The organism is Mesorhizobium sp. P160187, from assembly GCF_057766425.1.
Genome location: NZ_JBYMDX010000004.1, coordinates 869722 through 890212, shown reverse-complemented (window position 1 = coordinate 890212; position 20491 = coordinate 869722). Strand labels below are relative to the sequence as shown.

Below are 20491 nucleotides of genomic sequence, written 5' to 3'. Positions count from 1 at the left end.
GTGGAGGGCGACTCCGCCCTAGAACTTCGTCACCACCCCAATGCCAATCCCCTCGAACCCGCCCATCGCCATCAGCGCCGCCGGCGCCTCATCAAGGCTGATCTTGTTGCCGACCAGCAGTTCGGGCTTGAGCTTGCCGGTGCGGATCATCTCCATCATGGCGGGGTAGCGGTAGGCCTGCATGCCATGGCTGCCGAGGATTTCCAGCTCGAAGGCGATCACCTTGTCCATCGGCACTTGCGGGCGGGCATGTTCGCCCAGCATCAGGCCGACCTGCACGTGGCGGCCGCGCCGGCGCAGATTGGCAATCGAGTTGAACGATGTCGTGGGGTGACCGAGCGCGTCCATAGACATATGCGCGCCGCCATTGGTGATCTGCTTGACCGCCTTGACCACGTTCGGCGTCGTCGAGGCGTTGATGGTCGCCACGGCGCCGATCTTTTTGGCCAATTCCAGTTTCTCGTCGGTGAGGTCGATGGCGATGACATTGGCGCCCATGGAACTGGCGATCATGATCGCCGACAGGCCGACGCCGCCGCAGCCATGCACCGCCACCCATTCGCCCGGCGTCACCCGGCCCTGGTCGACAATGGCGCGAAACGAGGTGACGAAGCGGCATCCGAGGCTGGCGGCGGTGGCGAACTCCATCTCCTCGGGCAGGCGCACGAGATTGGTGTCGGCATGCTCGATGGCGACATATTCGGCAAACGATCCCCAGGCGGTGAAACCCGGCTGCGTCTGGTGCTCGCAGACCTGATGATTGCCCGAATTGCATTCGAAACAGCGGCCGCAGCCGACGCAAAACGGCACGGTGACGCGTTCGCCGGCCTTCCAGCGGGTCACCTGCTTGCCGACGGCGACGACGATGCCGGCTAGTTCATGGCCCGGCACATGCGGCAGTGTGATGCCATCGTCATGGCCCATCCAGCCATGCCAGTCGCTGCGGCAGAGCCCGGTTGCCTCGACCTTGATGACGACGCCGTCGGCGGCCGGTTTCGGATCCGGCACCGTCTGGATTCTCGGCGCTTCGCCGAATTTTTCGAAGACGACGGCTTTCATCGGCAACTCTCCGTGCTCTGCTCCGGCATTGTGAGCCTATTCGGCATCTATCTGATTCTCCGGCGCCGCCTTCTGAAAGGCCGGCAGCGCCATGCAGGCGGCGTGGATGCGCGAGATCTCGGGGTAGGGTGTCAGGTCGACGCCGAAGCGGGCGTTGCTGGCGATCTGGGCGACCAGGCAGATGTCGGCGAGGCCCGGTGCGTCGCCATGGCAAAATGTGCCGGTCTCATCCGATGAAGCCAGAATCTTTTCAAGCGGCTGGAACCCTTCGTTCACCCAGTGGCGAAACCAGTGGATGACATCTTGGTCGCCGGCGCCGAACAAAGTGCGCAGCGAGGTCAGCACGCGCAGATTGTTCACCGGGTGGATGTCGCAGGCGATCATCTGCGCCAGCATTCGCACGCGCGCCCGGCCGAGCGCGTCCTTCGGCAGTAGCGGCGGTTCGGGGTGGGTCTCGTCGAGATATTCGATGATCGCCAGCGACTGCGTCAAAAGCGTGCCGTCGCCCAGGATGAGCGCCGGCACCAGCCCCTGCGGATTGACCGCCAGGTAAGCCGGCTCCAGATGGTCGCCATGACGCAGATGATGCGGCACGTAATCGTAGCCCAGCCCCTTCATCTCGAGCGCAATGCGTGCGCGATAGGAGGTGGAGGAGCGGTAGTAGTTGTGGAGGACGAGGTCGCTCATCGGATCACGGCTTGCCGACCGAATCTTGGCCGACAGTGATCTCGATGGTGCCGATGCCGTCGACACCGCCGGTCATCGTCTGACCCGGCGCCACCGCGCCGACGCCGGCCGGCGTGCCGGTGAAGATCAGGTCGCCCGGTTGTAGTACAACCGCACTGCTGCAGATCGAAACGATATCGGCGATCGGCCAGATCAGGTCGGCGAGGTCGCCCTCCTGTTTCACCGCGCCGTCGACGGCGAGCCAGATGCGGCCCTTTTGCGGGTGGCCAGATTTGGCGGCTGATACCAACGGGCCGCAGGGCGCCGATCGGTCGAAGGCCTTGGACCAATCCCAGGGCCGCGCTGCTTTCTTGGCTTCGTCCTGCAGGTCGCGGCGGGTGAGGTCGATGCCGACGCCGTAGCCCCAGACATGCTCGAGCGCCTCAGCGCGCGGAATGCGGAAGCCGGCCTTGTCGATCGCCGCCACCAGCTCGATCTCATGGTGCAGGTTTTTGGTCAAAGGCGGGTAGGGGACCGTGGTGCCGGAATCGACCACCGCATCGGCCGGCTTGGTGAAGAAGAAGGGCGGGTCGCGCTCGTCATTGCCGAGTTCGCGGGCGTGCGCGGCGTAGTTACGGCCGACGCAGAAGATGCGGCGCACCGCAAAGCGCTCGGCCGAGCCTTCTATGGCGACCGATGGGGTTGCGGGCAGGGGAAGGACGAAGTCTGTCATGCGCGGGTCTCTGCTTGGGATCTTGACGGCACATTTGACCGATTTGAACCGCCGGGCAAGGCATCAGCGTCCGCAAAAGCATCGGCTGCGCCTTGATTGTCGGATAAAGTCGGCTTCGCCTCCGGGGGTTAAGATGGCGATAGACTATTTGCCAATAAGCTGCCCATACCAGCGGGAGTATCCTGCCCAGGGAGGACTGAAACGAACACCATGACCGCAGTGAACGATCGCGCCCGGTTTCTGATCATCGACGACCATCCGTTGTTTCGCGAGGCGCTGCACAGCGCCGTGCAGATGGCGTACCCGGAAGTCGACACGGTGGAGGCGCGCTCGATCGCCGAGGCGCTCGATCTCCTGGGTGGGATAAAACCGTTCGATCTGGCGCTGCTCGATCTCAACATGCCTGATGTCCATGGCTTCGATGGACTGCTGCAACTCAGGACCCGCCATCCGCGGCTGCCGGTGGTCGTCGTCTCGGGCTATGAGGAGCCGAAGATCATCTCCGAGGCGTTGTCCTATGGCGCTGCCGGCTTCATCCCGAAATCGGCGCGCAAGAGCGATCTTGCCGCCGCCATCCGCTCAGTGATGGAGGGCGCGATCTATGTGCCGGAGACCTATGAGGGACAGCCGCCCGACGCCGACAGCGCCGACCGCGCCGATATGGTGCAGCGGCTGGCCAAACTGACGCCGCAGCAGCTGCGCGTGCTGCAGATGCTGCGCCAGGGCCTGCTGAACAAGCAGATCGCCTACGAGCTGCAGGTCGGCGAGACCACGGTCAAGGCGCATGTCTCGGAGATCCTGCGCAAGCTCAACGTCTACAGCCGCACGCAAGCGGTGATCGAGGTGTCGAAGCTGGACAATGCGGAGCTGTTTCGCGATCAGGCCGGGTTTTGATCTTTACCCTCCCCCTTGTGGGGAGGGTCGATCCGCGAAGCGGAGCGGGGTGGGGGAGCTTGGCGCTGCACCCCGCCCCGGCGTTGCGCGCCGACCCTCCCCATCGAGGGGAGGGTATGGGGCTCAAGCCAGCAAATGCGCCAGCAGCGCCCTTAGCTGCGCCGGTTTCAGCGGCTTGCGCATCAGTTCGATGCCGGCGGCGCGGGCTGCCTTGGCGACGGCCTCCGATCCGTCGGCGGTGACGATCAGCGCTGGCACGGCGCGGCCGAGATAGTCGCGGACTTCGGCTATTGTTGCGGTGCCGAGGTCGCCGTCGTCGAGATGCTGGTCGGCAATGACGATGTCGGGCACCCAGTCGGTGTCGCCAAGCAGGCTGACCGCAGCCTCGGTCGAGGTCGCGGCGCGCACCAGGCACTGCCAGCGCTCGAGCAGGAAGGTCATCGCCTGCAACACGTCGGCGTCATTTTCGACCAGCAGCACCTTGGTGCCGAACAGGCCGTAGCCGCGCGGCCGCTCCATCTCGGCAAGGCTGGCGATGGCGTCGGCGCTGGCGCCGATGCCGACCGGCACGTCGATGTGGAAGATGGTGCCGCGCCCGACCCTAGACGAGAACGTCACGGGATGACCGAGCGCGGCGGCCATGCGCCGCACGATGGCAAGGCCCAGGCCCAGCCCGCCGCCGGAGATCCCGGTGTCGGCTGGAATGGCGGAGCCGCGATGGAACTCCTCGAACACCGCCTCGCGCTGATCCTCGGGAATGCCGCAGCCGGTGTCGGCGACATCGATGCGGATGGTGTCGCCGCGATGCCTGGTGCCGACCAGCACGCCGCCGGAGCGGGTGTAGCGCAGCGCGTTGGACAGGATGTTCTGCAGGATGCGGCGCAAGAGCGTGCGGTCCGAACGCACCACGGCGCTGACCGGGCGGAACTTCAGCGCCAGCCCCTTCATCTCGGCTACGGGCAGGAAATCCGACCGCAGCGAGGAAAACAGCGTCTCCAGATTGACATCGCCGATGTCGGGCTGGACCACGCCGGCATCGAGCTTGGAAATGTCGAGCAGCGTGCGCAACAGGTCTTCCATCGTCTCCAGCGAGCGCTCGACCTGGCGGACAAGTTTCTTGCCCTCGTCGCTGGTCTGCACTTCGGCCAGCGCCGAGACGGAGAGGTGGGCGGCGTTCAACGGCTGCAGCACGTCATGGCTGGCGGCGGCCAGGAACCTGGTCTTGGACAGGTTTGCCAGCTCGGCGTTTTCCTTGGCGGCGCTGAGGTCGATGTTCGACTGTTCCAGCCGGCGCAAGGTCGAGTGCAGTTCCTCGGTGCGCATACGCACGCGGTTTTCCAGTGAAATTGCGGTCTGGAACAGCGAGAAGGCGTTGCCCTGCTGGTCCATTGAGCGCTCGACGCGGCTGACCAGAGCGGCGTTGATCTTCTTCAGCCTGTCGACGTCGTTGATGTCCCTGAGCGGCATGGGCTATTCCGCCGCCTGGCGTTCGCCGAAAGCGATGCCGGTGAAGGTTTGGTTCAGATGCATCGAACGGTACTGTTCGCCATAGGTGCCGAAGCCGATGACATTGTTGACCCGGTAGAGCTCCGAAATGTCGCGGAAGACTTGGCGGTTGCGCGCATCGAGCCGGCGCAGCACGCAATCGAAGCCGAGGATCATGTCGATGCCGCCGAGCCGTTGCTCGACGTCGCGCAGTGCGGCGCGCGTCGATTCCACCATGTCCTTGGGCTGGGCGATGGACAGCACGACGCCGTCGTCTATGGCGCAAAAGAAAGACAGGGAACCGTCGGCATGCATCTTCTGGATCGAGCGGCAGTAATATTCGCCGCCCACTTTCACCACCACCGGGTGCGAGGCGAAGCTCATCGGCGTCAGGTTCTGCGCAACGATGCCGACCGAGGCTGCATATTCCTCAGCCGCGTTGGTGGCGTTGAATTCGCGCACGGTGCGGTGGTCTGGATCGGATGCCGTCACCACCAGCTTCTCGTCGGTTGGGATGAAATTGTCGGTCTTGAAGACATGGAACGGTATCTCGGTGGCGACCAGCACAATGATGGCGCTGTCGGACGCAACCTTGCCGTTTGAAATCAGCCTTGTGGTTTCGAATTTCAAATCGTCGCCCGCCGAACCGCCGATCAGCGGGATGTCGTCGAGCCCCCAATGGATGGCCGAGGTCACCGCTTCCTCTGCAAAGGACAGCCCGTCGATGAAGCAGAGCGCGAAAGTGCTTTTGGCATGGCAACTGCCGGTGCGTCCGCGCAGCAACCGCCGCAAGCCCTCGACTTCATCAGTGATCCTGTCCATTCCCGACGAGGAGAGATTGTCGACCATGGTGCTGACCGCCGAAAACGACGCGGAGGGAAAGAGCAGCGCCAGCACATGGCCTTCCTCCAGGCCCTGGGGGGTAATCTCGCCGGCGGTCGAGCAGGCGGCGTAGGCCAGCGTCGGCGCGTGGGTCTTCAGCCCTTGCGAAAGGACGCTCGCGTCAAACAGGCTCTGGGAGAAGAACAGCAGGGCAAAGCCGGCATCGATGGCTGCGGCCTCGACGGCGACCGCCAGGGCGAATGCATCGGCGTCGGGCTCGTCGGTGGTGAGCGCCGACAGACCGGATGCATAGCTCGTCCGTGAACTGGCCAGAGGCTTCCTCCCGATATCCTCCGACGCTTCCTGCGCGCGCCCGTTTTTATGTCTCTCGGCGCGCTGGCGTCGAGGGCATTGTTGCCCCCTATTCGCTCTTTAGCAATGGGGCGGACAGGCCCATGATTTTCGTTTTCTCCATGACCGAAAGTACAATGAGCGCCGTGTGTTTTTTGCGCTTTGTGCAGTGTACCAATAGCGCATGGCCGAGCGCCAAAGCCGCATCGGCAGCATGACTACCAAGGTCATACCCAGGGAGGATGCATGTCGGACGTTTCGTTTGTCGTGAACGGAAAACGGATCAGCGGCGCTGCCGAGGACCGAACGCTTCTGGTTCATTTCCTGCGCGAAAATCTTGGTCTCACCGGAACGCATGTCGGTTGTGACACCTCTCAATGCGGCGCCTGCGTCGTGCATGTCGACGGCAAGGCGGTGAAGTCCTGTTCGATGCTGGCCGTGCAGGCCTCCGGGTCGACCGTGGTGACGATCGAAGGGCTTGCCAATGGCGGCGACCTGCATCCGATGCAGGCCGCGTTCAAGGAACATCATGGGCTGCAATGCGGCTTCTGCACGCCGGGCATGATCATGACGGCGACCGACATGATCGCGCGCCATCCCGAAGGCCTTGACGAGGCGACGGTGCGCGCCGAGCTCGAAGGCAACATCTGCCGCTGCACCGGCTACCACAACATCGTCAAGGCGATCCTCGCCGCATCGCAGACGATGGCGAAGGTGCCGAAGGGCAGGGCGAAACAGGCAGCGTAAGAAAGAAGCGAATAGCGAATAGGGAGTAGCGAGTAGTCGGTTTAGCCGAACCGCTCCGAGCACAATTCCTACTCACTAATCACTATTCGCCACTCACTATTCGCTATTCCGGAGGAATTCCTATGGGCATTGAAGGTATCGGCGCTCGGGTCGTGCGCAAGGAAGACAAACGCTTCATCACCGGCGCCGGCCGCTATGTCGACGACATGGTGGTTCCCGGCATGAAGCATGCCGCTTTCGTGCGCAGCCCGCACGCGCATGCTCAGATCAAGAAGATCGACGTCAGACGAGCGCAGGCGATGCCCGGCGTCATCGGCGTCTTGACCGGCAAGGAGCTCAAGGCCGACGGCATCGGCAACCTGATCTGCGGCTGGATGATCCATTCCAAGGACGGCTCGCCGATGAAGATGGGCGCGTGGTCGCCGCTGGCCGTCGACAAGGTGCGCTATGTCGGCGACGCGGTCGTCATCGTGGTGGCGGAAACCAAGGGCCAGGCCCGCGACGCGGCCGAAGCGGTCGAGATCACCTACAAGGAATTGAAGGCGGTGGTCGATGCCACCAAGGCGCTGCAAAAAGGTGCGCCGCAGGTCCATGCCGAAGCCGAGGACAATCTTATCTTCGACTGGGAGATCGGCGATGCCAAGGCGACCGACGCGGCGATCCAGGCGGCGGCCCATGTCACCCGCATGAAGATCGTCAACAACCGGCTGGTTCCCAACGCCATGGAGCCGCGCGCGGCCCTTGGCCATTACGACAAGGCCGAGGACCATTTTACCTGCTGGACGACGTCGCAGAACCCGCATGTCGCGCGGCTAGTGATGAGCGCCTTCTACAATGTCGCGCCGGAAAACAAGCTGCGCGTCATTGCGCCCGATGTCGGCGGCGGCTTCGGCTCGAAGATCTACATCTATCCCGAAGAGATCGTCTGCCTGTGGGCGTCCAAGAAAACCGGCGTCCCGGTCAAATGGGTCGCCGACCGCACCGAAAGCTTCCTCACCGACGCACATGGCCGCGACCATGTCTCGACGGTCGAAATGGCGTTCGACAAGAACAACAAGATCACCGGCTTCAAAGTCGACACCATCGCCAATCTCGGCGCCTACATGTCGCTGTTCTCGTCTTGCGTGCCGACCTATCTCTACGCGACGCTGCTGTCGGGCCAGTACAACATCCCGACGATCCACGCCAATGTGCGCACCGTCTACACCAACACGGCACCCGTCGATGCCTATCGCGGGGCAGGGCGGCCGGAAGCCACGTATCTGCTCGAACGGACAATGGAGACCGCCGCGCGTGAACTCGGGGTCTCTCCGGCGGAGTTGCGGCGCATCAATTTCATCACCGAGTTTCCGCACCAGACGCCGGTCATCATGAACTATGACGCCGGCGACTATGGAGCTTCACTCGATGCGGCGACACAGGCGTCCGACTATGCCGGCTTTGCCAAGCGCAAAGCGGCGGCCGCCAGCCAGGGCAGACTGCGCGGCATCGGCATGAGCTGTTACATCGAGGCCTGCGGCATCGCGCCGTCGGCGGCGGTCGGCTCGCTCGGCGCCGGCGTCGGCCTGTGGGAATCGGCCGAAGTGCGGGTCAATGCCGTCGGCACGATCGAGGTGCTGACCGGCTCGCACAGTCATGGCCAGGGCCATGAGACGACCTTCGCGCAACTCGTCAACCAGCGTTTTGGCGTGCCACTGGACTCGGTGTCGATCGTCCATGGCGACACCGACAAGGTGCAGATGGGTATGGGCACCTACGGTTCGCGCTCGGGCGCGGTCGGCATGTCGGCAATCGCCAAGGCGCTCGACAAGGTCGAGGCCAAGGCCAAGAAAATCGCCGCCCATCTGCTCGAGGCCGACGAGGGCGACATCGTCATCGAGAATGGCGAGGTCAAGGTTGCCGGCACCGACAAGAGCCTGCCCTGGTTCCAGGTGGCGCTTGCCGCCTACACCGCCCACAATCTGCCGGCAGGCATGGAGCCGGGACTGAAGGAAACCGCCTTCTACGATCCGGCGAACTTCACTTTCCCAGCCGGCTGCTACATCTGCGAGGTCGAGATCGATCCGGAAACCGGCACGACCGAGATCGTCCAGTTCGTCGCCGCGGACGATTTCGGCAACATCATCAACCCGATGATCGTCGAGGGCCAGGTGCATGGCGGCATCGCCCAGGGCATCGGCCAGGCGCTGCTGGAAGGCGCTCACTATGACGATAGCGGGCAGCTTTTGACGGCGAGCTACATGGACTACACCATGCCCCGCGCGGACGACCTGCCGTCATTCAAGGTGTCGACCTCGAACACGCCGTGTCCGAGCAATCCGCTCGGCATCAAGGGCTGTGGCGAGGCCGGCGCCATCGGCTCGCCGCCAGCGGTCATCAACGCCATCACCGACGCTTTGGGGATTGTGGACATCGCCATGCCGGCCTCGCCGTCGACGGTGTGGGCGGCGATTAGGGCGAAGAAATGAGTGAGTAGGGAGTAGTGAGTAGGGAATTGGCATTACCGGAGATGACAGCGTCCTTATTCCCTACTCCCTACTCACTACTCACTACTGCCTAACCACTTCAGGGGAGGATCCCATGTACGCAGTCAACTACCACCGCGCCGCCTCGGTCGTCGACGCCGCCAAGCTGGTGAAGAGCGGCGACGCCACGCTTTTGTCAGGCGGCATGACGCTGATCCCGGCGATGAAGACGCGGCTCGCCGCACCGTCCGACCTGATCGACCTGTCGCGGATCAGGGAGCTGCAAGGCGTCAAGGTGTCGGGCAAGACCGTCACCATCGGCGCCGCCACAACCCATTACGACGTCGCCAATGACGAGAAGCTGCGGAAGGCCTGTCCGGCGCTTGCGCACCTTGCGTCGCTGATTGGCGATCCGGCGGTGCGCCACAAGGGCACGATCGGCGGCTCGGTCGCCAACAACGACCCAGCCGCCGATTATCCGGCGGCGCTCTTGGCGCTGGGCGCCACCATCGTCACCAACAAGCGCGAGATTTCAGCCGCGAAATTCTTCACCGGCCTGTTCGAAACGGCGCTGAAAGAAGGCGAGATCATCACCGCGGTGAGTTTTACCGCGCCGGCCAAGGCTGCTTACGAAAAATTCCGCAACCCGGCCTCGCGCTATGCGATTGTCGGCGTGTTCGTGGCCAAGGGCAAGGACGGGGTCAGCGTTGCCGTTACCGGTGCCGGCGATGACGGCGTGTTCCGCTCGAAGGAGATCGAAGCCGCACTGGCGAAAAATTTTGCCGCATCGGCGCTCGACGGCGTGAAAGTGCCGGCGAAGAATTTGATGACCGACCTCCACGCTTCGGCCGAATACCGTGCCAATTTGATCGCCGTGATGGCGAAGCGCGCGGTGGCGGCAGCCAACGCCTGACATCATAAGCTACTGACAAGGAAAGGGGCCATCGCGGCCCCTTTGTTCGTCTGCGGCGGGCTGTAACTGCCAGGCCTTGCGGGTTCGCTGCCACGCGCAAATCCGTTGTTTCAGGTAATTCCCGTGCAAGAACAGGCGCATACTTCCCAAGGGACTGCCCAGCCCCATTCTCGCACTTGCACAATCTGATATTGCACTGCAATATGTATAGCTAGGCGGAACACGGGGTGGATTCTGCGCGCGGCGGTGTGAGCTGCGCCAAGATCTTGCGTCGTAGAGGATCGGCATGGCCGACATTTCCGCAGCGTCCGTTGCCTTGCCGCGGACGGCAGCCGACCAGAATGCTAGAGCAAGACTGGCCTATCTCGACGGCTGGCGCGGGCTTTCGATCGCATTGGTGCTGATCGGCCATTTCTTCCCCGTTCCCGGGATCAATCTCGGCGTGCTCGGCGTCGAGTTCTTCTTCGTGCTCTCAGGCCGGCTGATGGGCGAGATCCTTTTCATCGAACGCTTTCCGCTGAAAAAATCTTCAAGCGCCGCTTTTCGCGCATCTATCCCGCGCTGCTGGTGTTCGTGATATCAGCCATGATCGGGCTCTCCGGCACCTTCATCGCCTTCAGATGGAAGGCGGCGCTGACGGCGCTGACATTCACCTACAACTATGCCGGAATTCTCATCACCCGCGCCGGCGCGCTCGACCACATCTGGTCGCTATGCGTGGAAGAGCATGCCTACATCATCCTGGCGCTGATCAGCGTGGTGGTGACCGGGCGGGGCAGTGTCGTTCGGCTGCTGGTGACGCTGTCGCTGCTGGCGATGGCCAATGGCGCCATTTCGTACTGGGTACTCGGCATGGATTACGAGCACAGCTATTGGCGCACCGACGTGCATATCGCCTCGATCCTGCTGTCGGCATCGATCTGCCTGCTCAGGCACGATGACCGGCTGCCGGCATTCCTGAAGGGTCCCTATGTCAGTCTGGTGTCGGCGGCCGCCGCCATTCTGCTGTTCCTCGATCCGGTGCCGACGCCGGTCCACTATCTCCTGGCGGTGCCCTTGCTGGCGCTTGCCGTCAATACGCTGGACACCAGCAGCTGGCATCTGACCGGCCTGCTTTCATCCAGGCCGATGGTGATGATCGGGCTGTGGTCGTACTCGCTCTATCTCTGGCAACAGGCCTTCTACAAATTCGTCGCCGAGCAGGGCAGTGCGCCGATCCCGATGCTGGCGGCTGTCTTCGCCTGTGCATTATGCAGCTACTATCTGGTCGAGAAGCCCGCGCGGGCCTGGCTGAACCGGAATTGGTGAGGGCTACGGACTCCTAATCTTATGCCGCCGTGGCGATCTGCTTGCCGATCATCAGCCAGCGACCCATCAGCCGGCGATCTCCTTGAGGTAGTAGCGCACCGCCTTCTTGCCGCCATGGATCACCGCGTCACCGACCTCGGCAAAGCCAAGCGCCGCATGGAAGGCGTCCGAAGCCGGATTGGGAGGTTCGACATTGACCTCGCAGGTGACGATGCTGTGGCCCGCGCGTGCGACTTCCCCGAACAGATCCTCGTAGAGCCGGCGGGCATGGCCGCGGCCGCGCGCTTGCGCCGCGACGACGACGCGGTCGACATAGACGAAGCGTGGATAGCGCTCGCGGAACCAGAGGAAATTCGGGCTGTCGTAGGCCGCATTCTGGTCGAAGGTCATGATGAAGGCTTCGAGCGTGCCGATGCGCCTGACGTAAAACGCTTCGCCAAGCAGGAAAGACAGCCGTTCGGGCTCGAGCCATGACAGTTCGGCGGCGTGCTCATTGTTGAGTGCGAGGATGGCCGCTTCGTCCTGAGGCGAGACACGGCTGATCGGCGACGGCCCAGTCACGGCTTCGCTCATCATGCTCTGGCCGCCGCAATCGTCGCGGCAACCAGCGCCCCATCGGTGACTGTGGTGCGGTATTCGCGGTCCAGATCGCCGCCGCCCATGCCGACTTGCGGGTTGCGGTAGGCCATGGCGCTCGGTACGTCCTTGAGCGCGGCGAAATGCAGTTCCGTCAGCCCGGTTGATGCCAGCACCCCGGCGATGTTTTCGGGGTCCAGCGCGCCGCAGCCGAGGATGATGATGCGGCCGTCGGCCTGGCGGACGAGATCCGCCAACAGGCCGGCGCCTTCCACCGCGGTGTCCCTCTGGCCGCTGGTCAGCACCCGGCCGACCTTGCAGCGGATCAGCGCTTCCAGCGCCTCGGCCGGGTCGCGCGTCATGTCGAAGGCGCGGTGGCAGGTGACGGCGAGCGGACCGGCGGCATCGACCAGCGCGCCCATGCGGGTTTCATCGATGGTGCCGTCGGCATTGAGGCAACCGACGACGACACCGGCGACGCCGAGGTCACGAAGCGCTGCGACATCGGCGAGCATCGAGCTGTATTCGGCCTCGCTGTAGAGGAAATCGCCGCCGCGCGGCCGCACGATGACATGGAAGGGAATGGTCGCGCTCTCGAGTGCGGCGCGCACCGTGCCGAGGCTGGGCGTGATGCCGCCTTCGACCAGGCTGGCGCAGAGCTCGACCCGGTCGGCGCCGGCGGCCTGCGCGGCCAGCAGTCCATCGATGCCTTCGACGCAGATTTCGATCAGGGGGCGAGCATTTCCTGCCAAGGGGCGATCCTTCATGATTGCATGACGGCCAGCCCTAGCATCGGCTCGGTTGGTGGGGAAGCCGGAACAGCCAGTCGCTGCTTGGGCCAGCCCGGCAACCCTGCCTAGGTCCGTAGCGAGAGATCTATTGTTTCTGCAGCACCGTGTTCTTGGCGCCTTGTTCGACCTGGTCGATGACCAGCAGCTTGACCGGGGCGTCGCCGATGTTGGTGGCCTGGTGCCATTGGCCGATCATCTCGATGATGAAATCGCCCGTCTTGTAGGTGTTGCTGTTGCCGGTCTCGACATTCGTCACTTTGAGTGTCCCGGCCTCGACATAGGCGTAGCGGGCAAACGGGTGCTTGTGCACCGGCAGAGTGGCGCCGACCGCAATGTCATAGGTTGAAACCAGGACCTGGACATTTTTCTGCGGCAGCACGATCGGCTGACCGGACGCCGTCTGGCTGCGATCGGCAAGCGGTGTGACGACAACCGGCGGGATGGTACTGTCCAGCGCCCGAGCGGGGTTTGCAGATAGCGCTGCCGCGAACAGCAGCATCGATGCCAGGATCTTTCGCATGGTTCCTCCAGGTTTTACCGCCACCGCGCGGCGCGACGCCAAAGTTCGAACTCTCGTCAGTTACTGGAGACACAACGTCATCCGCCGGTGCCGTCGTCCATCATCGTATTCGTGAGCGCTTCATAGATGTTGCTGCATACCTGAGACCGCGGACAGTGTTTTACGATGAATGCCGGCACGACAGTCAGTGCGGCGGCGATCAGGATTTGCAGGAAGAGAGGAGCAGGCTCGAAGCGTTTGCCAAGCAAGGCTCGGCAAGCGAAGTAGAGACTTTGAGCCAGGCATGCCCAGACAAGGACATGCAACAGCGTGCTCGTTGCTCGGGCATAGGGCGTTATGTATCCGTCGGGAAAGCCGACCATGCCGAGGTCGACGAGCCACTGCAGAGCCAGAACGCAGGACAGGCATGCCCACAGAAAGAGCGCCACGCGGATGGCCGGGATTTTGCTGCGATCAACGCTCATATGCAATCGAAGCACAACTGCGTGCTGCCTTCCAGAGCGGCTGCTGCGTGGCTTGGAGTATCGCCTATTTCAGAGTGCGCAGCGTGATCGAATAGCGGTGCCCGGCGACCGGCGGAATGCTGTGCTCCCACTCGTGGCGCGCCGGACCGTCCATGAGATAGAGGGACCTCGGTTCGACCTCGATCGTCTCGCGATCCCATTTCGAGCCTTTTTTGCGGCGCAGCCGAAAGCTGCAGGGCGCCAGCAGCGAGACGCCGGCGACGAGATCGAAATGCGGCTTGTCGCGATGCCAACCTATGCCCGCGCCCGGCCGATACTCGTTGATGAGCACTTGCGCGAATTCCGTGGCCTGCCTGCCGGCAAAATCCGCGACCTTGTCGCGAAGCGGCAGCAGGAATTTCGGGATGGGCGGCGCTTCGACGACCTGTCGCCGGTCATAGTCGTAGCGCCAGCCGAAGCCGGCGACCAGCCGGTTGGCAATATGGCCATGGAAATCGAACGGCTTGAAGGACAGTTCATTGAGGTGACGGACCAGTTCCGCCTCTTCGTCCGTTGTGATCAGGCTAGGCCGGTAAGAAAATCCTTCCGGCAGCGTGTCGGCCGCGCCGAAGAGATCGCCCTGGCTGGCATACGCTGTTGTACTGGATTTCGTCTGTGACATCTGACGGAGAGATAGGAAGCCTCGCGGCCCGGGCAAGATTTTCGGCGTTGTGGTGCGCCTCCCTGACGGAACCTCCGCATCGTTGCGGCATTACGCATGTTCGAAGCAGGATTTGGGGCGAAAGATTTGGGGACGAAGCAGGATTTTCGACATGCCGTCCACTGCCATTCGCAACACCCACTACGACCCGTCGACGAAAATCCTCTCGGTCTGGTTCGTCCCGAGCGGAGCCCGCTACGACTATGAAGAGGTCGAGCCCGAGACCTATGCGGCGTTCCGCGCCGCCTTCTCGAAAGGGCAATTTTTCAACGAGTTCATACGCGATCGCTACCGGTTTCACCTGGTTGAAGAAGGACGCCGGCGCGTGACTGGATCCTGAAGGCGCTACGAGAACTCGCGGCGCAGGGATAGTTTTCGGGCTGGGAAGGAAGACCAGGGACCCAGGCAGGCCCGCCACGTGCGAGCGGAATGCCAAACAGACGACCGCATGGCCGCATCAAAGCCCTGTTCAACTCCTCAATCCGTGGTAAGGTGATTATACCAGTCAATAACATGACGATCGGCGCGGCCGTCGTTTAAAGCGGGAGTAGGGATAGATGACGACGATTGCGCTGCTCGGTGCCGGCGGCAAAATGGGCTACCGACTGTCGACCAATTTTCGCGGATCGCCCTACACGGTACGCCATGTCGAGGTCAGCGAGGCCGGCCGCGAGCGGCTGAAGACCGGACTGGGCTTCGACGCGGTCAGTGCCGATGCGGCGCTCGACGGGGCGGATATCGTCATCCTGGCCGTTCCCGACACGCATATCGGCAAGGTGGCGGCTGATATCGAGAGCAAACTGGCGCCAGGCACAATGGTGATAGTGCTCGATGCGGCCGCACCCTTCGCCGGCCATCTGCCCAACCGGCCGGACCTGACCTATTTCGTCACCCATCCCTGTCATCCGCCGATCTTCAACGACGAGACCGACATGGCGGCCAAGAAGGATTATTTTGGCGGCGTCAAGGCCAAGCAGCATATGGTCAGCGCGCTGATGCAGGGGCCGGAAGCGGACTACGCCAAGGGCGAGGCGGTCGCAAAAATCATCTGGGCGCCGGTCATGCGCTCGCACCGTGTCACCGTCGAACAGATGGCGCTGCTGGAGCCCGGTCTATCGGAGACGGTGTGCGCGTCACTGCTTGTCGTCATGAAGGAAGCCGTCGACGAGGTCGTCGCGCGAGGCGTCGACCAACAGGCGGCGCTCGACTTCCTGCTCGGCCACATGAACGTGCTCGGCGCCGTGATTTTCGGCGAGACCAAGGGCGTATTCTCGGATGCCTGCAACAAGGCGATCGAATTCGGCAAGCCGGTGCTGATGCGCGACGACTGGAAGCGGGTGTTCGAACCGGAAGAGATCGCCGCGAGCATTCGGCGCATTACCTGAGAAAGGCCGAGTCGGGCGCTTGCCGGAGTGCCTCGGTGGCTCGACACACCCGCCATGACACCCAACTGTTTTTGCTCAGTGGGCACATGTCACCTCGATTAGTGATTGACTCATCATACCAGTTGGCTTAGCTGTTGATGGCTTGGGCAAGGGTTCGCGGGAAGTACGAAGCCTGGACGAGTGGAGGGACGGCGGGGGCGCAACGATCCGTCAGGTGGGAAGCCGGCAACGGCATTTCAGCCCGAACCGATCAGCGGCCCGCGCTGCGCGACGAATTCGAATGCAGGGGCCTTGATTGATCAGGCAATTTTTCAAACGGGAGGACATCATGAAACTCACACGCAGAATGACACTTGCGGCGTTCGCCGGCATGCTGGCGCTTGGCACGGCGGCGCCCGCCTATGCGGCCGACCTCATTGCCATCATCACGCCCTCGCATGACAATCCGTTCTTCAAGGCGGAAGCCGTCGGCGCCGAAGCCAAGGCCAAGGAACTCGGCTACGAAGCGCTTGTGCTCGTCCATGACGACGACGCCAACAAGCAATCCGAATTGATCGATACGGCGATCGGTCGCGGCGCCAAGGCGATCATCCTCGACAATGCCGGCGCCGACGCCACCGTCGCTGCCGTGCAGAAGGCCAAGGACGCAGGCGTGCCGTCGTTCCTGATCGATCGCGAGATCAACGCCACCGGCGTCGCCGTGGCTCAGATCGTCTCCAACAACTACCAGGGCGCCCAGCTCGGCGCGCAGGAGTTCGTCAAGCTGATGGGCGAGAAGGGCAATTTCGTCGAGCTGGTCGGCAAGGAATCCGATACCAATGCCGGCATTCGCTCGAAGGGCTATCATGACGTCATCGACGATTATCCGGACCTGAAGATGGTCGCCCAGCAATCGGCCAACTGGAGCCAGACGGAAGCCTATTCCAAGATGGAATCGATCCTGCAGGCCAACCCGGATATCAAGGGCGTCATCTCCGGCAACGACACGATGGCCATGGGCGCGTATGCGGCGCTGGTTGCGGCGAACCGCAAGGACGTCATCGTCGTCGGTTTCGACGGATCCAACGACGTGCGCGATTCGATCACCGCGGGCGGCATCAAGGCAACCGTCCTGCAGCCGGCCTATGCGCAGGCGCAGATGGCGGTCGAGCAGGCCAACGACTTCATCAAGAACAAGAAGTCGCCGGCCAAGGAAAAGCAGCTGATGGACTGCGTTCTGGTCAATGGTGACAATGCTGCCAAGCTGGAAACGTTTGCGCTGACCAACTGAGCCGGCGTGACATGAACAGCGAGGGGCGACCCAAGGGTCGTCCCTCGTCGGCATTTTCCGTGGGTATTGATCACATGCTCAACAAGCCATCATGCTGAACAACAAGCCGACCTGGCCGATCCTTGCCGTGATACTCGGCATCAGCTTGACCGCCTGCAAGATCCTCCCGACCCCTTCGGGGGGCAGCGGCAATGCCGCCGTCTTCAATCCGGACAAGATGGTCGAGGAGATCTGGGCCGCGAAGGTCGTGCCTTACCTCCAGCAGAAGGCCGGGCCGTTTGCCGAGGTCCACGCTCTGGCGAAAACCGATCCTGCTTCCGCTGGCGCCAAATATGGCAATCCGAACAAGCAGGCGAATTCGCCGTGGACCTTCGCGGTTCGCGTCGAGGGCAAGATCATCGCAGCCAACACGGCGTCACGCGCGGCAACGATGGATATCGATGTCGACGGCGACGGCAAGGCCGATGCGCGTGTGCAAATCGGACCGGCGATGCGGGGAACCGCGCTGCGCGACAGTCTCGATTTCATCCAGTTCAACGACTTTACCAACCAGATCGACTTCGCCCAGTTCGGCAAGGCGTTCAACGCCTATGCCGTCAAGGCCGTGCTTGCCAAACTGCCGCGTGACGCGCTGGAAGGCCGGACCGCCAAGGTCCTCGGCGCCTATACGCTCGAAAACGGCCAGGACCTGCCGCTGGTGACGCCGGCGGAGGCAGAAATCGGGCCGAAGCCATGAGCGCTGCGGTTGCTCACGATGTCGTCTTGAAGCTGGAGGACGTCTCCAAGGTCTATTCCGGCACCGTCGCGGTCAAGCGCGCGAATTTCGAGGTGCGCAAGGGCGCCGTCAATGTGCTGGTCGGCGAAAACGGCGCCGGCAAATCGACGCTGATGAAGATTATCGCCGGCGTCGAACAGCCGACGCTCGGCCGGATCCTCCTGGAAGGTGAGGAGGTCTCCTTCTCGTCATCGGGCGACGCGGTGAACCGCGGCATCGGCATGGTGTTCCAAGAGCTGAACCTGTTTGGCAATATGACCGTCGCCGAGAACATCTTCGCCACGCGCGAGATCACCAACCGGTTTCGCAAGATCGACCGCAAGGAGCAGGAGCGCCGTGCGGCCCAATTTCTCGAACGCCTGCAGGCCGGGATAAGGCCCGACATGCTGGTCGAGGATCTGCGCATCGGCCAGCAGCAGCTGGTCGAGATCGCCAAGGCGGTTTCGCTCGATGCACGCATCCTGATCATGGACGAGCCGACCTCGGCGCTGAGTGCGGCGGAAGTCGAGATCCTGTTCAAGGTGATCGCCGACCTCAAGGCGCGCGGCGTGGCCATCGTCTACATCTCGCACCGGCTGGAAGAACTGATCCGCATCGGCGACTACATCACCGTGCTGCGCGATGGACACATCACCGGCCAGGAAGAGATGAAAAACGTCGACACGCGGTGGATCGTGCGGCAGATGATCGGCTCCGACGCCAAGGATTTCGCCAAGGCCGACGGCCATGTTCCCGGCGGAGAGATATTCCGCGCCGAGGACATCTGCCTGCCGCGCGCGACCGGCGGACTGGCGGTCGATCACGTTTCGCTGTCGCTGCGCGCCGGCGAGATACTCGGCATATACGGCCTGATGGGCGCCGGGCGAAGCGAGCTGTTCGACTGCATCATGGGCCGCCATGGCCAGGCGACCGGCGCGATCTTCATCGCCGGCAAGAAGGTCAAGGAGCGGGACACGACGCGGCGCATCCGGCGCGGGCTGGCGCTGATCCCCGAAGACCGCCAACGCGAAGGGCTGGTGTCGATCCTCTCCGTCGCCAGCAATCTGACGCTGGCCAGCCTGTCGCGCTTTGTCCGCCTGTTCCACATCAGTGGCGGCCAGGAGAAGCAGGCGGTGACGCAGATGGTGCGGGAACTGGCGATCAAGGTTGCCGACCCGGCGCAGGAGGTCTCGTCGCTGTCGGGCGGCAACCAGCAAAAGGTGGTGATCGGCAAGGCGCTGCTCACCGGGCCGAAGGTGCTGCTGATGGACGAGCCGAGCCGTGGCATCGATGTCGGCGCCAAGGCCGACGTCTTCCGCACCATGCGCAAACTGTCGCGCGATGGGCTCGGTATTCTGTTCGCCACCTCCGATCTCGATGAGGTGATGGCGCTGTCCGACCGGATCGCGGTGATGAGCAATGGAAAACTGACCGGCATGTTCGATCGCGCCGAGGCGACGGAGGCAGCCCTTGTCGCCGCCTCGGCACTTGGCCACGGACCGGCTCCGCACACGGAGAACCCATGACTGACATCCCGGCCAAGGCGGCTGTCTCCTCCGTTTCGAGCGGCTCGCTGCTGCTGACGCTGATGAAGGCGAGGACCTTCATCGCGCTGATCGCCGTCTTGGTCTTCTTCTCGATCGCGGCGCCGAATTTCCTGTCGACCGCCAACCTGATCCTGATGTCGAAACATGTGGCGCTGAACGCCTTCCTCGCCATGGGCATGACCTTCGTCATCATCACCGGCGGCATCGATCTCTCAGTCGGCTCGATCGTCGGCCTGTGCGGCATGGTCGCCGGCTATCTCGTGCTCAACGGCATCGACCTGCAATTCGGCTACACCATCTATTTCAACGTCGTCGAGATCGCGCTGATCACGCTGGCGGTTGGCATATTGATCGGCGCCGTCAACGGATTGCTGATCACCAGGCTGAACGTCGCGCCGTTCATCGCCACACTCGGCGTGCTCTATGTCGCGCGCGGCCTGGCGTTGCTGTCGTCGGACGGCCGCACCTTCCCCAACCTCGTCGGCAAGCCGGAGCTTGGCACCACCGGGTTTGGTTTCCTCGGCGCCGGGCGGCTGCTCGGCCTGCCGGTGGCGATCTGGATCCTGATCGTTGTTGCGCTGGTTGCGGCATATCTCGCCAAATACACGCCGCTCGGCCGCCACATCTTCGCCGTCGGCGGCAATGAACGGGCGTCGCGAATTTCGGGCGTTCGTGTCAACGTGGTGAAAATGTTCGTCTACATGTTCTCCGGCTTTTGCGCGGCGATCGTCGGTCTGATCATCTCGTCCGAACTGATGGCTTCGCACCCGGCAACGGGCGAAAGTTTCGAGCTCAACGCCATCGCGGCGGCAGTGCTCGGCGGCACCTCGATGTCAGGTGGGCGCGGCACGATCGGCGGCACCATTGTCGGCGCCTTCGTCATCGGCATTCTTTCGGACGGGTTGGTGATGATGGGCGTGAGTTCCTTCTGGCAGATGGTGATCAAGGGCCTTGTCATCATCGTCGCCGTCGTCGTCGACCAGGCGCAGCGCCGGCTGCAGAGCCGGGTGACGTTGATGCAGATGGCTAAGGCAGGCTGAG

General features: G+C 63.0%; 22 protein-coding genes. 12 read left to right on the top strand and 10 right to left on the bottom strand.

What is annotated here, in order from left to right:
• Positions 1 to 18: 18 nt before the first annotated feature.
• Genes AC3CCE_RS21390 through AC3CCE_RS21380 form a run of 3 tightly spaced genes read right to left on the bottom strand, consistent with a single transcriptional unit; the run spans position 19 to position 2458 of the window.
• On the bottom strand, positions 19 to 1059 hold the full coding sequence (locus AC3CCE_RS21390) for a zinc-dependent alcohol dehydrogenase family protein (RefSeq protein ID WP_352625932.1): 1041 nt from the start codon (positions 1057 to 1059) through the stop codon (positions 19 to 21).
• Between the two features lie 36 nt (positions 1060 to 1095).
• On the bottom strand, positions 1096 to 1746 hold the full coding sequence (gene maiA / locus AC3CCE_RS21385; protein ID WP_352625933.1) for a maleylacetoacetate isomerase: 651 nt from the start codon (positions 1744 to 1746) through the stop codon (positions 1096 to 1098).
• A 4-nt stretch (positions 1747 to 1750) separates the two neighbouring features.
• On the bottom strand, positions 1751 to 2458 hold the full coding sequence (locus AC3CCE_RS21380; RefSeq protein WP_352625934.1) for a fumarylacetoacetate hydrolase family protein: 708 nt from the start codon (positions 2456 to 2458) through the stop codon (positions 1751 to 1753).
• A 210-nt stretch (positions 2459 to 2668) separates the two neighbouring features.
• On the opposite strand from AC3CCE_RS21380, the gene AC3CCE_RS21375 reads away from it, so the two are divergent.
• Entirely contained in the window at positions 2669 to 3352 is a 684-nt protein-coding gene (locus AC3CCE_RS21375; protein ID WP_023701705.1) for a response regulator, read from the top strand.
• A 123-nt stretch (positions 3353 to 3475) separates the two neighbouring features.
• Here the strand turns inward: AC3CCE_RS21375 and AC3CCE_RS21370 are convergent, their stop codons facing one another.
• Positions 3476 to 4819, bottom strand: coding sequence for an ATP-binding response regulator (locus AC3CCE_RS21370; protein ID WP_352625935.1), 1344 nt, complete (start codon positions 4817 to 4819; stop codon positions 3476 to 3478).
• 3 nt (positions 4820 to 4822) lie between these two features.
• On the bottom strand, positions 4823 to 5914 hold the full coding sequence (locus tag AC3CCE_RS21365) for an FIST N-terminal domain-containing protein (RefSeq protein WP_352511776.1): 1092 nt from the start codon (positions 5912 to 5914) through the stop codon (positions 4823 to 4825).
• A gap of 342 nt (positions 5915 to 6256) precedes the next feature.
• Here AC3CCE_RS21365 and AC3CCE_RS21360 point away from each other — a divergent pair, with 342 nt between their 5' ends.
• The 5 genes from AC3CCE_RS21360 (at position 6257) to AC3CCE_RS21340 (ending at position 11443) form a co-directional block, all read left to right on the top strand.
• Complete coding sequence (locus AC3CCE_RS21360) at positions 6257 to 6757, top strand: (2Fe-2S)-binding protein (RefSeq protein ID WP_023681712.1); 501 nt, start codon at positions 6257 to 6259, stop codon at positions 6755 to 6757.
• Positions 6758 to 6879: 122 nt separating this feature from the next.
• Positions 6880 to 9225, top strand: a complete 2346-nt coding sequence (locus tag AC3CCE_RS21355; protein WP_023688177.1) for a xanthine dehydrogenase family protein molybdopterin-binding subunit — start codon at positions 6880 to 6882, stop codon at positions 9223 to 9225.
• A gap of 112 nt (positions 9226 to 9337) precedes the next feature.
• The gene (locus AC3CCE_RS21350) at positions 9338 to 10135 is read left to right on the top strand and encodes an FAD binding domain-containing protein (protein WP_352511747.1); all 798 of its coding nucleotides are present in this window, start codon (positions 9338 to 9340) and stop codon (positions 10133 to 10135) included.
• A 286-nt stretch (positions 10136 to 10421) separates the two neighbouring features.
• A complete protein-coding gene (locus AC3CCE_RS21345; RefSeq protein ID WP_352625936.1) occupies positions 10422 to 10712 on the top strand; it encodes an acyltransferase family protein in 291 nt (96 codons plus the stop codon).
• Between the two features lie 8 nt (positions 10713 to 10720).
• A complete protein-coding gene (locus AC3CCE_RS21340; RefSeq protein ID WP_352625937.1) occupies positions 10721 to 11443 on the top strand; it encodes an acyltransferase family protein in 723 nt (240 codons plus the stop codon).
• A 66-nt stretch (positions 11444 to 11509) separates the two neighbouring features.
• Here the strand turns inward: AC3CCE_RS21340 and AC3CCE_RS21335 are convergent, their stop codons facing one another.
• The 5 genes from AC3CCE_RS21335 to AC3CCE_RS21315 all read right to left on the bottom strand — a co-directional run bounded on the left by AC3CCE_RS21335 (position 11510) and on the right by AC3CCE_RS21315 (position 14455).
• Positions 11510 to 12016 carry a GNAT family N-acetyltransferase gene (locus AC3CCE_RS21335; protein WP_023741532.1) on the bottom strand — a complete coding sequence of 169 codons (507 nt, stop codon included), beginning with the start codon at positions 12014 to 12016 and terminating at the stop codon, positions 11510 to 11512.
• On the bottom strand, positions 12016 to 12786 hold the full coding sequence (locus AC3CCE_RS21330; RefSeq protein ID WP_488377191.1) for a copper homeostasis protein CutC: 771 nt from the start codon (positions 12784 to 12786) through the stop codon (positions 12016 to 12018). Before AC3CCE_RS21330 ends, AC3CCE_RS21335 begins: the two co-directional genes overlap by 1 nt.
• A 109-nt stretch (positions 12787 to 12895) precedes the next feature.
• Entirely contained in the window at positions 12896 to 13330 is a 435-nt protein-coding gene (locus AC3CCE_RS21325) for a cupin domain-containing protein (protein ID WP_352499603.1), read from the bottom strand.
• Positions 13331 to 13407: 77 nt separating this feature from the next.
• Entirely contained in the window at positions 13408 to 13794 is a 387-nt protein-coding gene (locus tag AC3CCE_RS21320) for a hypothetical protein (protein ID WP_352499604.1), read from the bottom strand.
• A gap of 64 nt (positions 13795 to 13858) precedes the next feature.
• Positions 13859 to 14455: an alpha-ketoglutarate-dependent dioxygenase AlkB gene (locus AC3CCE_RS21315; RefSeq protein WP_352499605.1), complete on the bottom strand. Its 597-nt coding sequence runs from the start codon at positions 14453 to 14455 to the stop codon at positions 13859 to 13861.
• 151 nt (positions 14456 to 14606) lie between these two features.
• Here AC3CCE_RS21315 and AC3CCE_RS21310 point away from each other — a divergent pair, with 151 nt between their 5' ends.
• The 6 genes from AC3CCE_RS21310 (at position 14607) to AC3CCE_RS21285 (ending at position 20490) form a co-directional block, all read left to right on the top strand.
• The gene (locus AC3CCE_RS21310; protein WP_023681706.1) at positions 14607 to 14834 is read left to right on the top strand and encodes a KTSC domain-containing protein; all 228 of its coding nucleotides are present in this window, start codon (positions 14607 to 14609) and stop codon (positions 14832 to 14834) included.
• A 217-nt stretch (positions 14835 to 15051) separates the two neighbouring features.
• A complete protein-coding gene (locus AC3CCE_RS21305; protein ID WP_023681705.1) occupies positions 15052 to 15879 on the top strand; it encodes a phosphogluconate dehydrogenase C-terminal domain-containing protein in 828 nt (275 codons plus the stop codon).
• Between the two features lie 328 nt (positions 15880 to 16207).
• Entirely contained in the window at positions 16208 to 17149 is a 942-nt protein-coding gene (locus AC3CCE_RS21300; protein ID WP_023691074.1) for a D-ribose ABC transporter substrate-binding protein, read from the top strand.
• 91 nt (positions 17150 to 17240) lie between these two features.
• Entirely contained in the window at positions 17241 to 17885 is a 645-nt protein-coding gene (locus AC3CCE_RS21295; protein WP_352511743.1) for a DUF2291 family protein, read from the top strand.
• On the top strand, positions 17882 to 19429 hold the full coding sequence (locus tag AC3CCE_RS21290; protein ID WP_352511742.1) for a sugar ABC transporter ATP-binding protein: 1548 nt from the start codon (positions 17882 to 17884) through the stop codon (positions 19427 to 19429). The genes AC3CCE_RS21295 and AC3CCE_RS21290 overlap by 4 nt, the downstream gene beginning before the upstream one ends.
• Complete coding sequence (locus AC3CCE_RS21285; RefSeq protein WP_352511740.1) at positions 19426 to 20490, top strand: ABC transporter permease; 1065 nt, start codon at positions 19426 to 19428, stop codon at positions 20488 to 20490. Before AC3CCE_RS21290 ends, AC3CCE_RS21285 begins: the two co-directional genes overlap by 4 nt.
• Position 20491: the final 1 nt, after the last annotated feature.

What these genes read in the sequence shown, in the direction of transcription:
- AC3CCE_RS21305 (WP_023681705.1), top strand. Translation starts at nt 15,052, where the DNA reads ATGACGACGATTGCGCTGCTCGGTGCCGGCGGCAAAATGGGCTACCGA.
- AC3CCE_RS21340 (WP_352625937.1), top strand. Translation starts at nt 10,721, where the DNA reads ATGATCGGGCTCTCCGGCACCTTCATCGCCTTCAGATGGAAGGCGGCG.
- AC3CCE_RS21375 (WP_023701705.1), top strand. Translation starts at nt 2,669, where the DNA reads ATGACCGCAGTGAACGATCGCGCCCGGTTTCTGATCATCGACGACCAT.
- AC3CCE_RS21290 (WP_352511742.1), top strand. Translation starts at nt 17,882, where the DNA reads ATGAGCGCTGCGGTTGCTCACGATGTCGTCTTGAAGCTGGAGGACGTC.
- AC3CCE_RS21315 (WP_352499605.1), bottom strand. Translation starts at nt 14,455, where the DNA reads ATGTCACAGACGAAATCCAGTACAACAGCGTATGCCAGCCAGGGCGAT.
- AC3CCE_RS21370 (WP_352625935.1), bottom strand. Translation starts at nt 4,819, where the DNA reads ATGCCGCTCAGGGACATCAACGACGTCGACAGGCTGAAGAAGATCAAC.
- AC3CCE_RS21360 (WP_023681712.1), top strand. Translation starts at nt 6,257, where the DNA reads ATGTCGGACGTTTCGTTTGTCGTGAACGGAAAACGGATCAGCGGCGCT.
- AC3CCE_RS21335 (WP_023741532.1), bottom strand. Translation starts at nt 12,016, where the DNA reads ATGAGCGAAGCCGTGACTGGGCCGTCGCCGATCAGCCGTGTCTCGCCT.
- AC3CCE_RS21300 (WP_023691074.1), top strand. Translation starts at nt 16,208, where the DNA reads ATGAAACTCACACGCAGAATGACACTTGCGGCGTTCGCCGGCATGCTG.
- AC3CCE_RS21345 (WP_352625936.1), top strand. Translation starts at nt 10,422, where the DNA reads ATGGCCGACATTTCCGCAGCGTCCGTTGCCTTGCCGCGGACGGCAGCC.
- AC3CCE_RS21355 (WP_023688177.1), top strand. Translation starts at nt 6,880, where the DNA reads ATGGGCATTGAAGGTATCGGCGCTCGGGTCGTGCGCAAGGAAGACAAA.
- AC3CCE_RS21350 (WP_352511747.1), top strand. Translation starts at nt 9,338, where the DNA reads ATGTACGCAGTCAACTACCACCGCGCCGCCTCGGTCGTCGACGCCGCC.
- maiA (WP_352625933.1), bottom strand. Translation starts at nt 1,746, where the DNA reads ATGAGCGACCTCGTCCTCCACAACTACTACCGCTCCTCCACCTCCTAT.
- AC3CCE_RS21295 (WP_352511743.1), top strand. Translation starts at nt 17,241, where the DNA reads ATGCTGAACAACAAGCCGACCTGGCCGATCCTTGCCGTGATACTCGGC.
- AC3CCE_RS21320 (WP_352499604.1), bottom strand. Translation starts at nt 13,794, where the DNA reads ATGAGCGTTGATCGCAGCAAAATCCCGGCCATCCGCGTGGCGCTCTTT.
- AC3CCE_RS21310 (WP_023681706.1), top strand. Translation starts at nt 14,607, where the DNA reads ATGCCGTCCACTGCCATTCGCAACACCCACTACGACCCGTCGACGAAA.
- AC3CCE_RS21380 (WP_352625934.1), bottom strand. Translation starts at nt 2,458, where the DNA reads ATGACAGACTTCGTCCTTCCCCTGCCCGCAACCCCATCGGTCGCCATA.
- AC3CCE_RS21325 (WP_352499603.1), bottom strand. Translation starts at nt 13,330, where the DNA reads ATGCGAAAGATCCTGGCATCGATGCTGCTGTTCGCGGCAGCGCTATCT.
- AC3CCE_RS21285 (WP_352511740.1), top strand. Translation starts at nt 19,426, where the DNA reads ATGACTGACATCCCGGCCAAGGCGGCTGTCTCCTCCGTTTCGAGCGGC.
- AC3CCE_RS21330 (WP_488377191.1), bottom strand. Translation starts at nt 12,786, where the DNA reads ATGAAGGATCGCCCCTTGGCAGGAAATGCTCGCCCCCTGATCGAAATC.
- AC3CCE_RS21390 (WP_352625932.1), bottom strand. Translation starts at nt 1,059, where the DNA reads ATGAAAGCCGTCGTCTTCGAAAAATTCGGCGAAGCGCCGAGAATCCAG.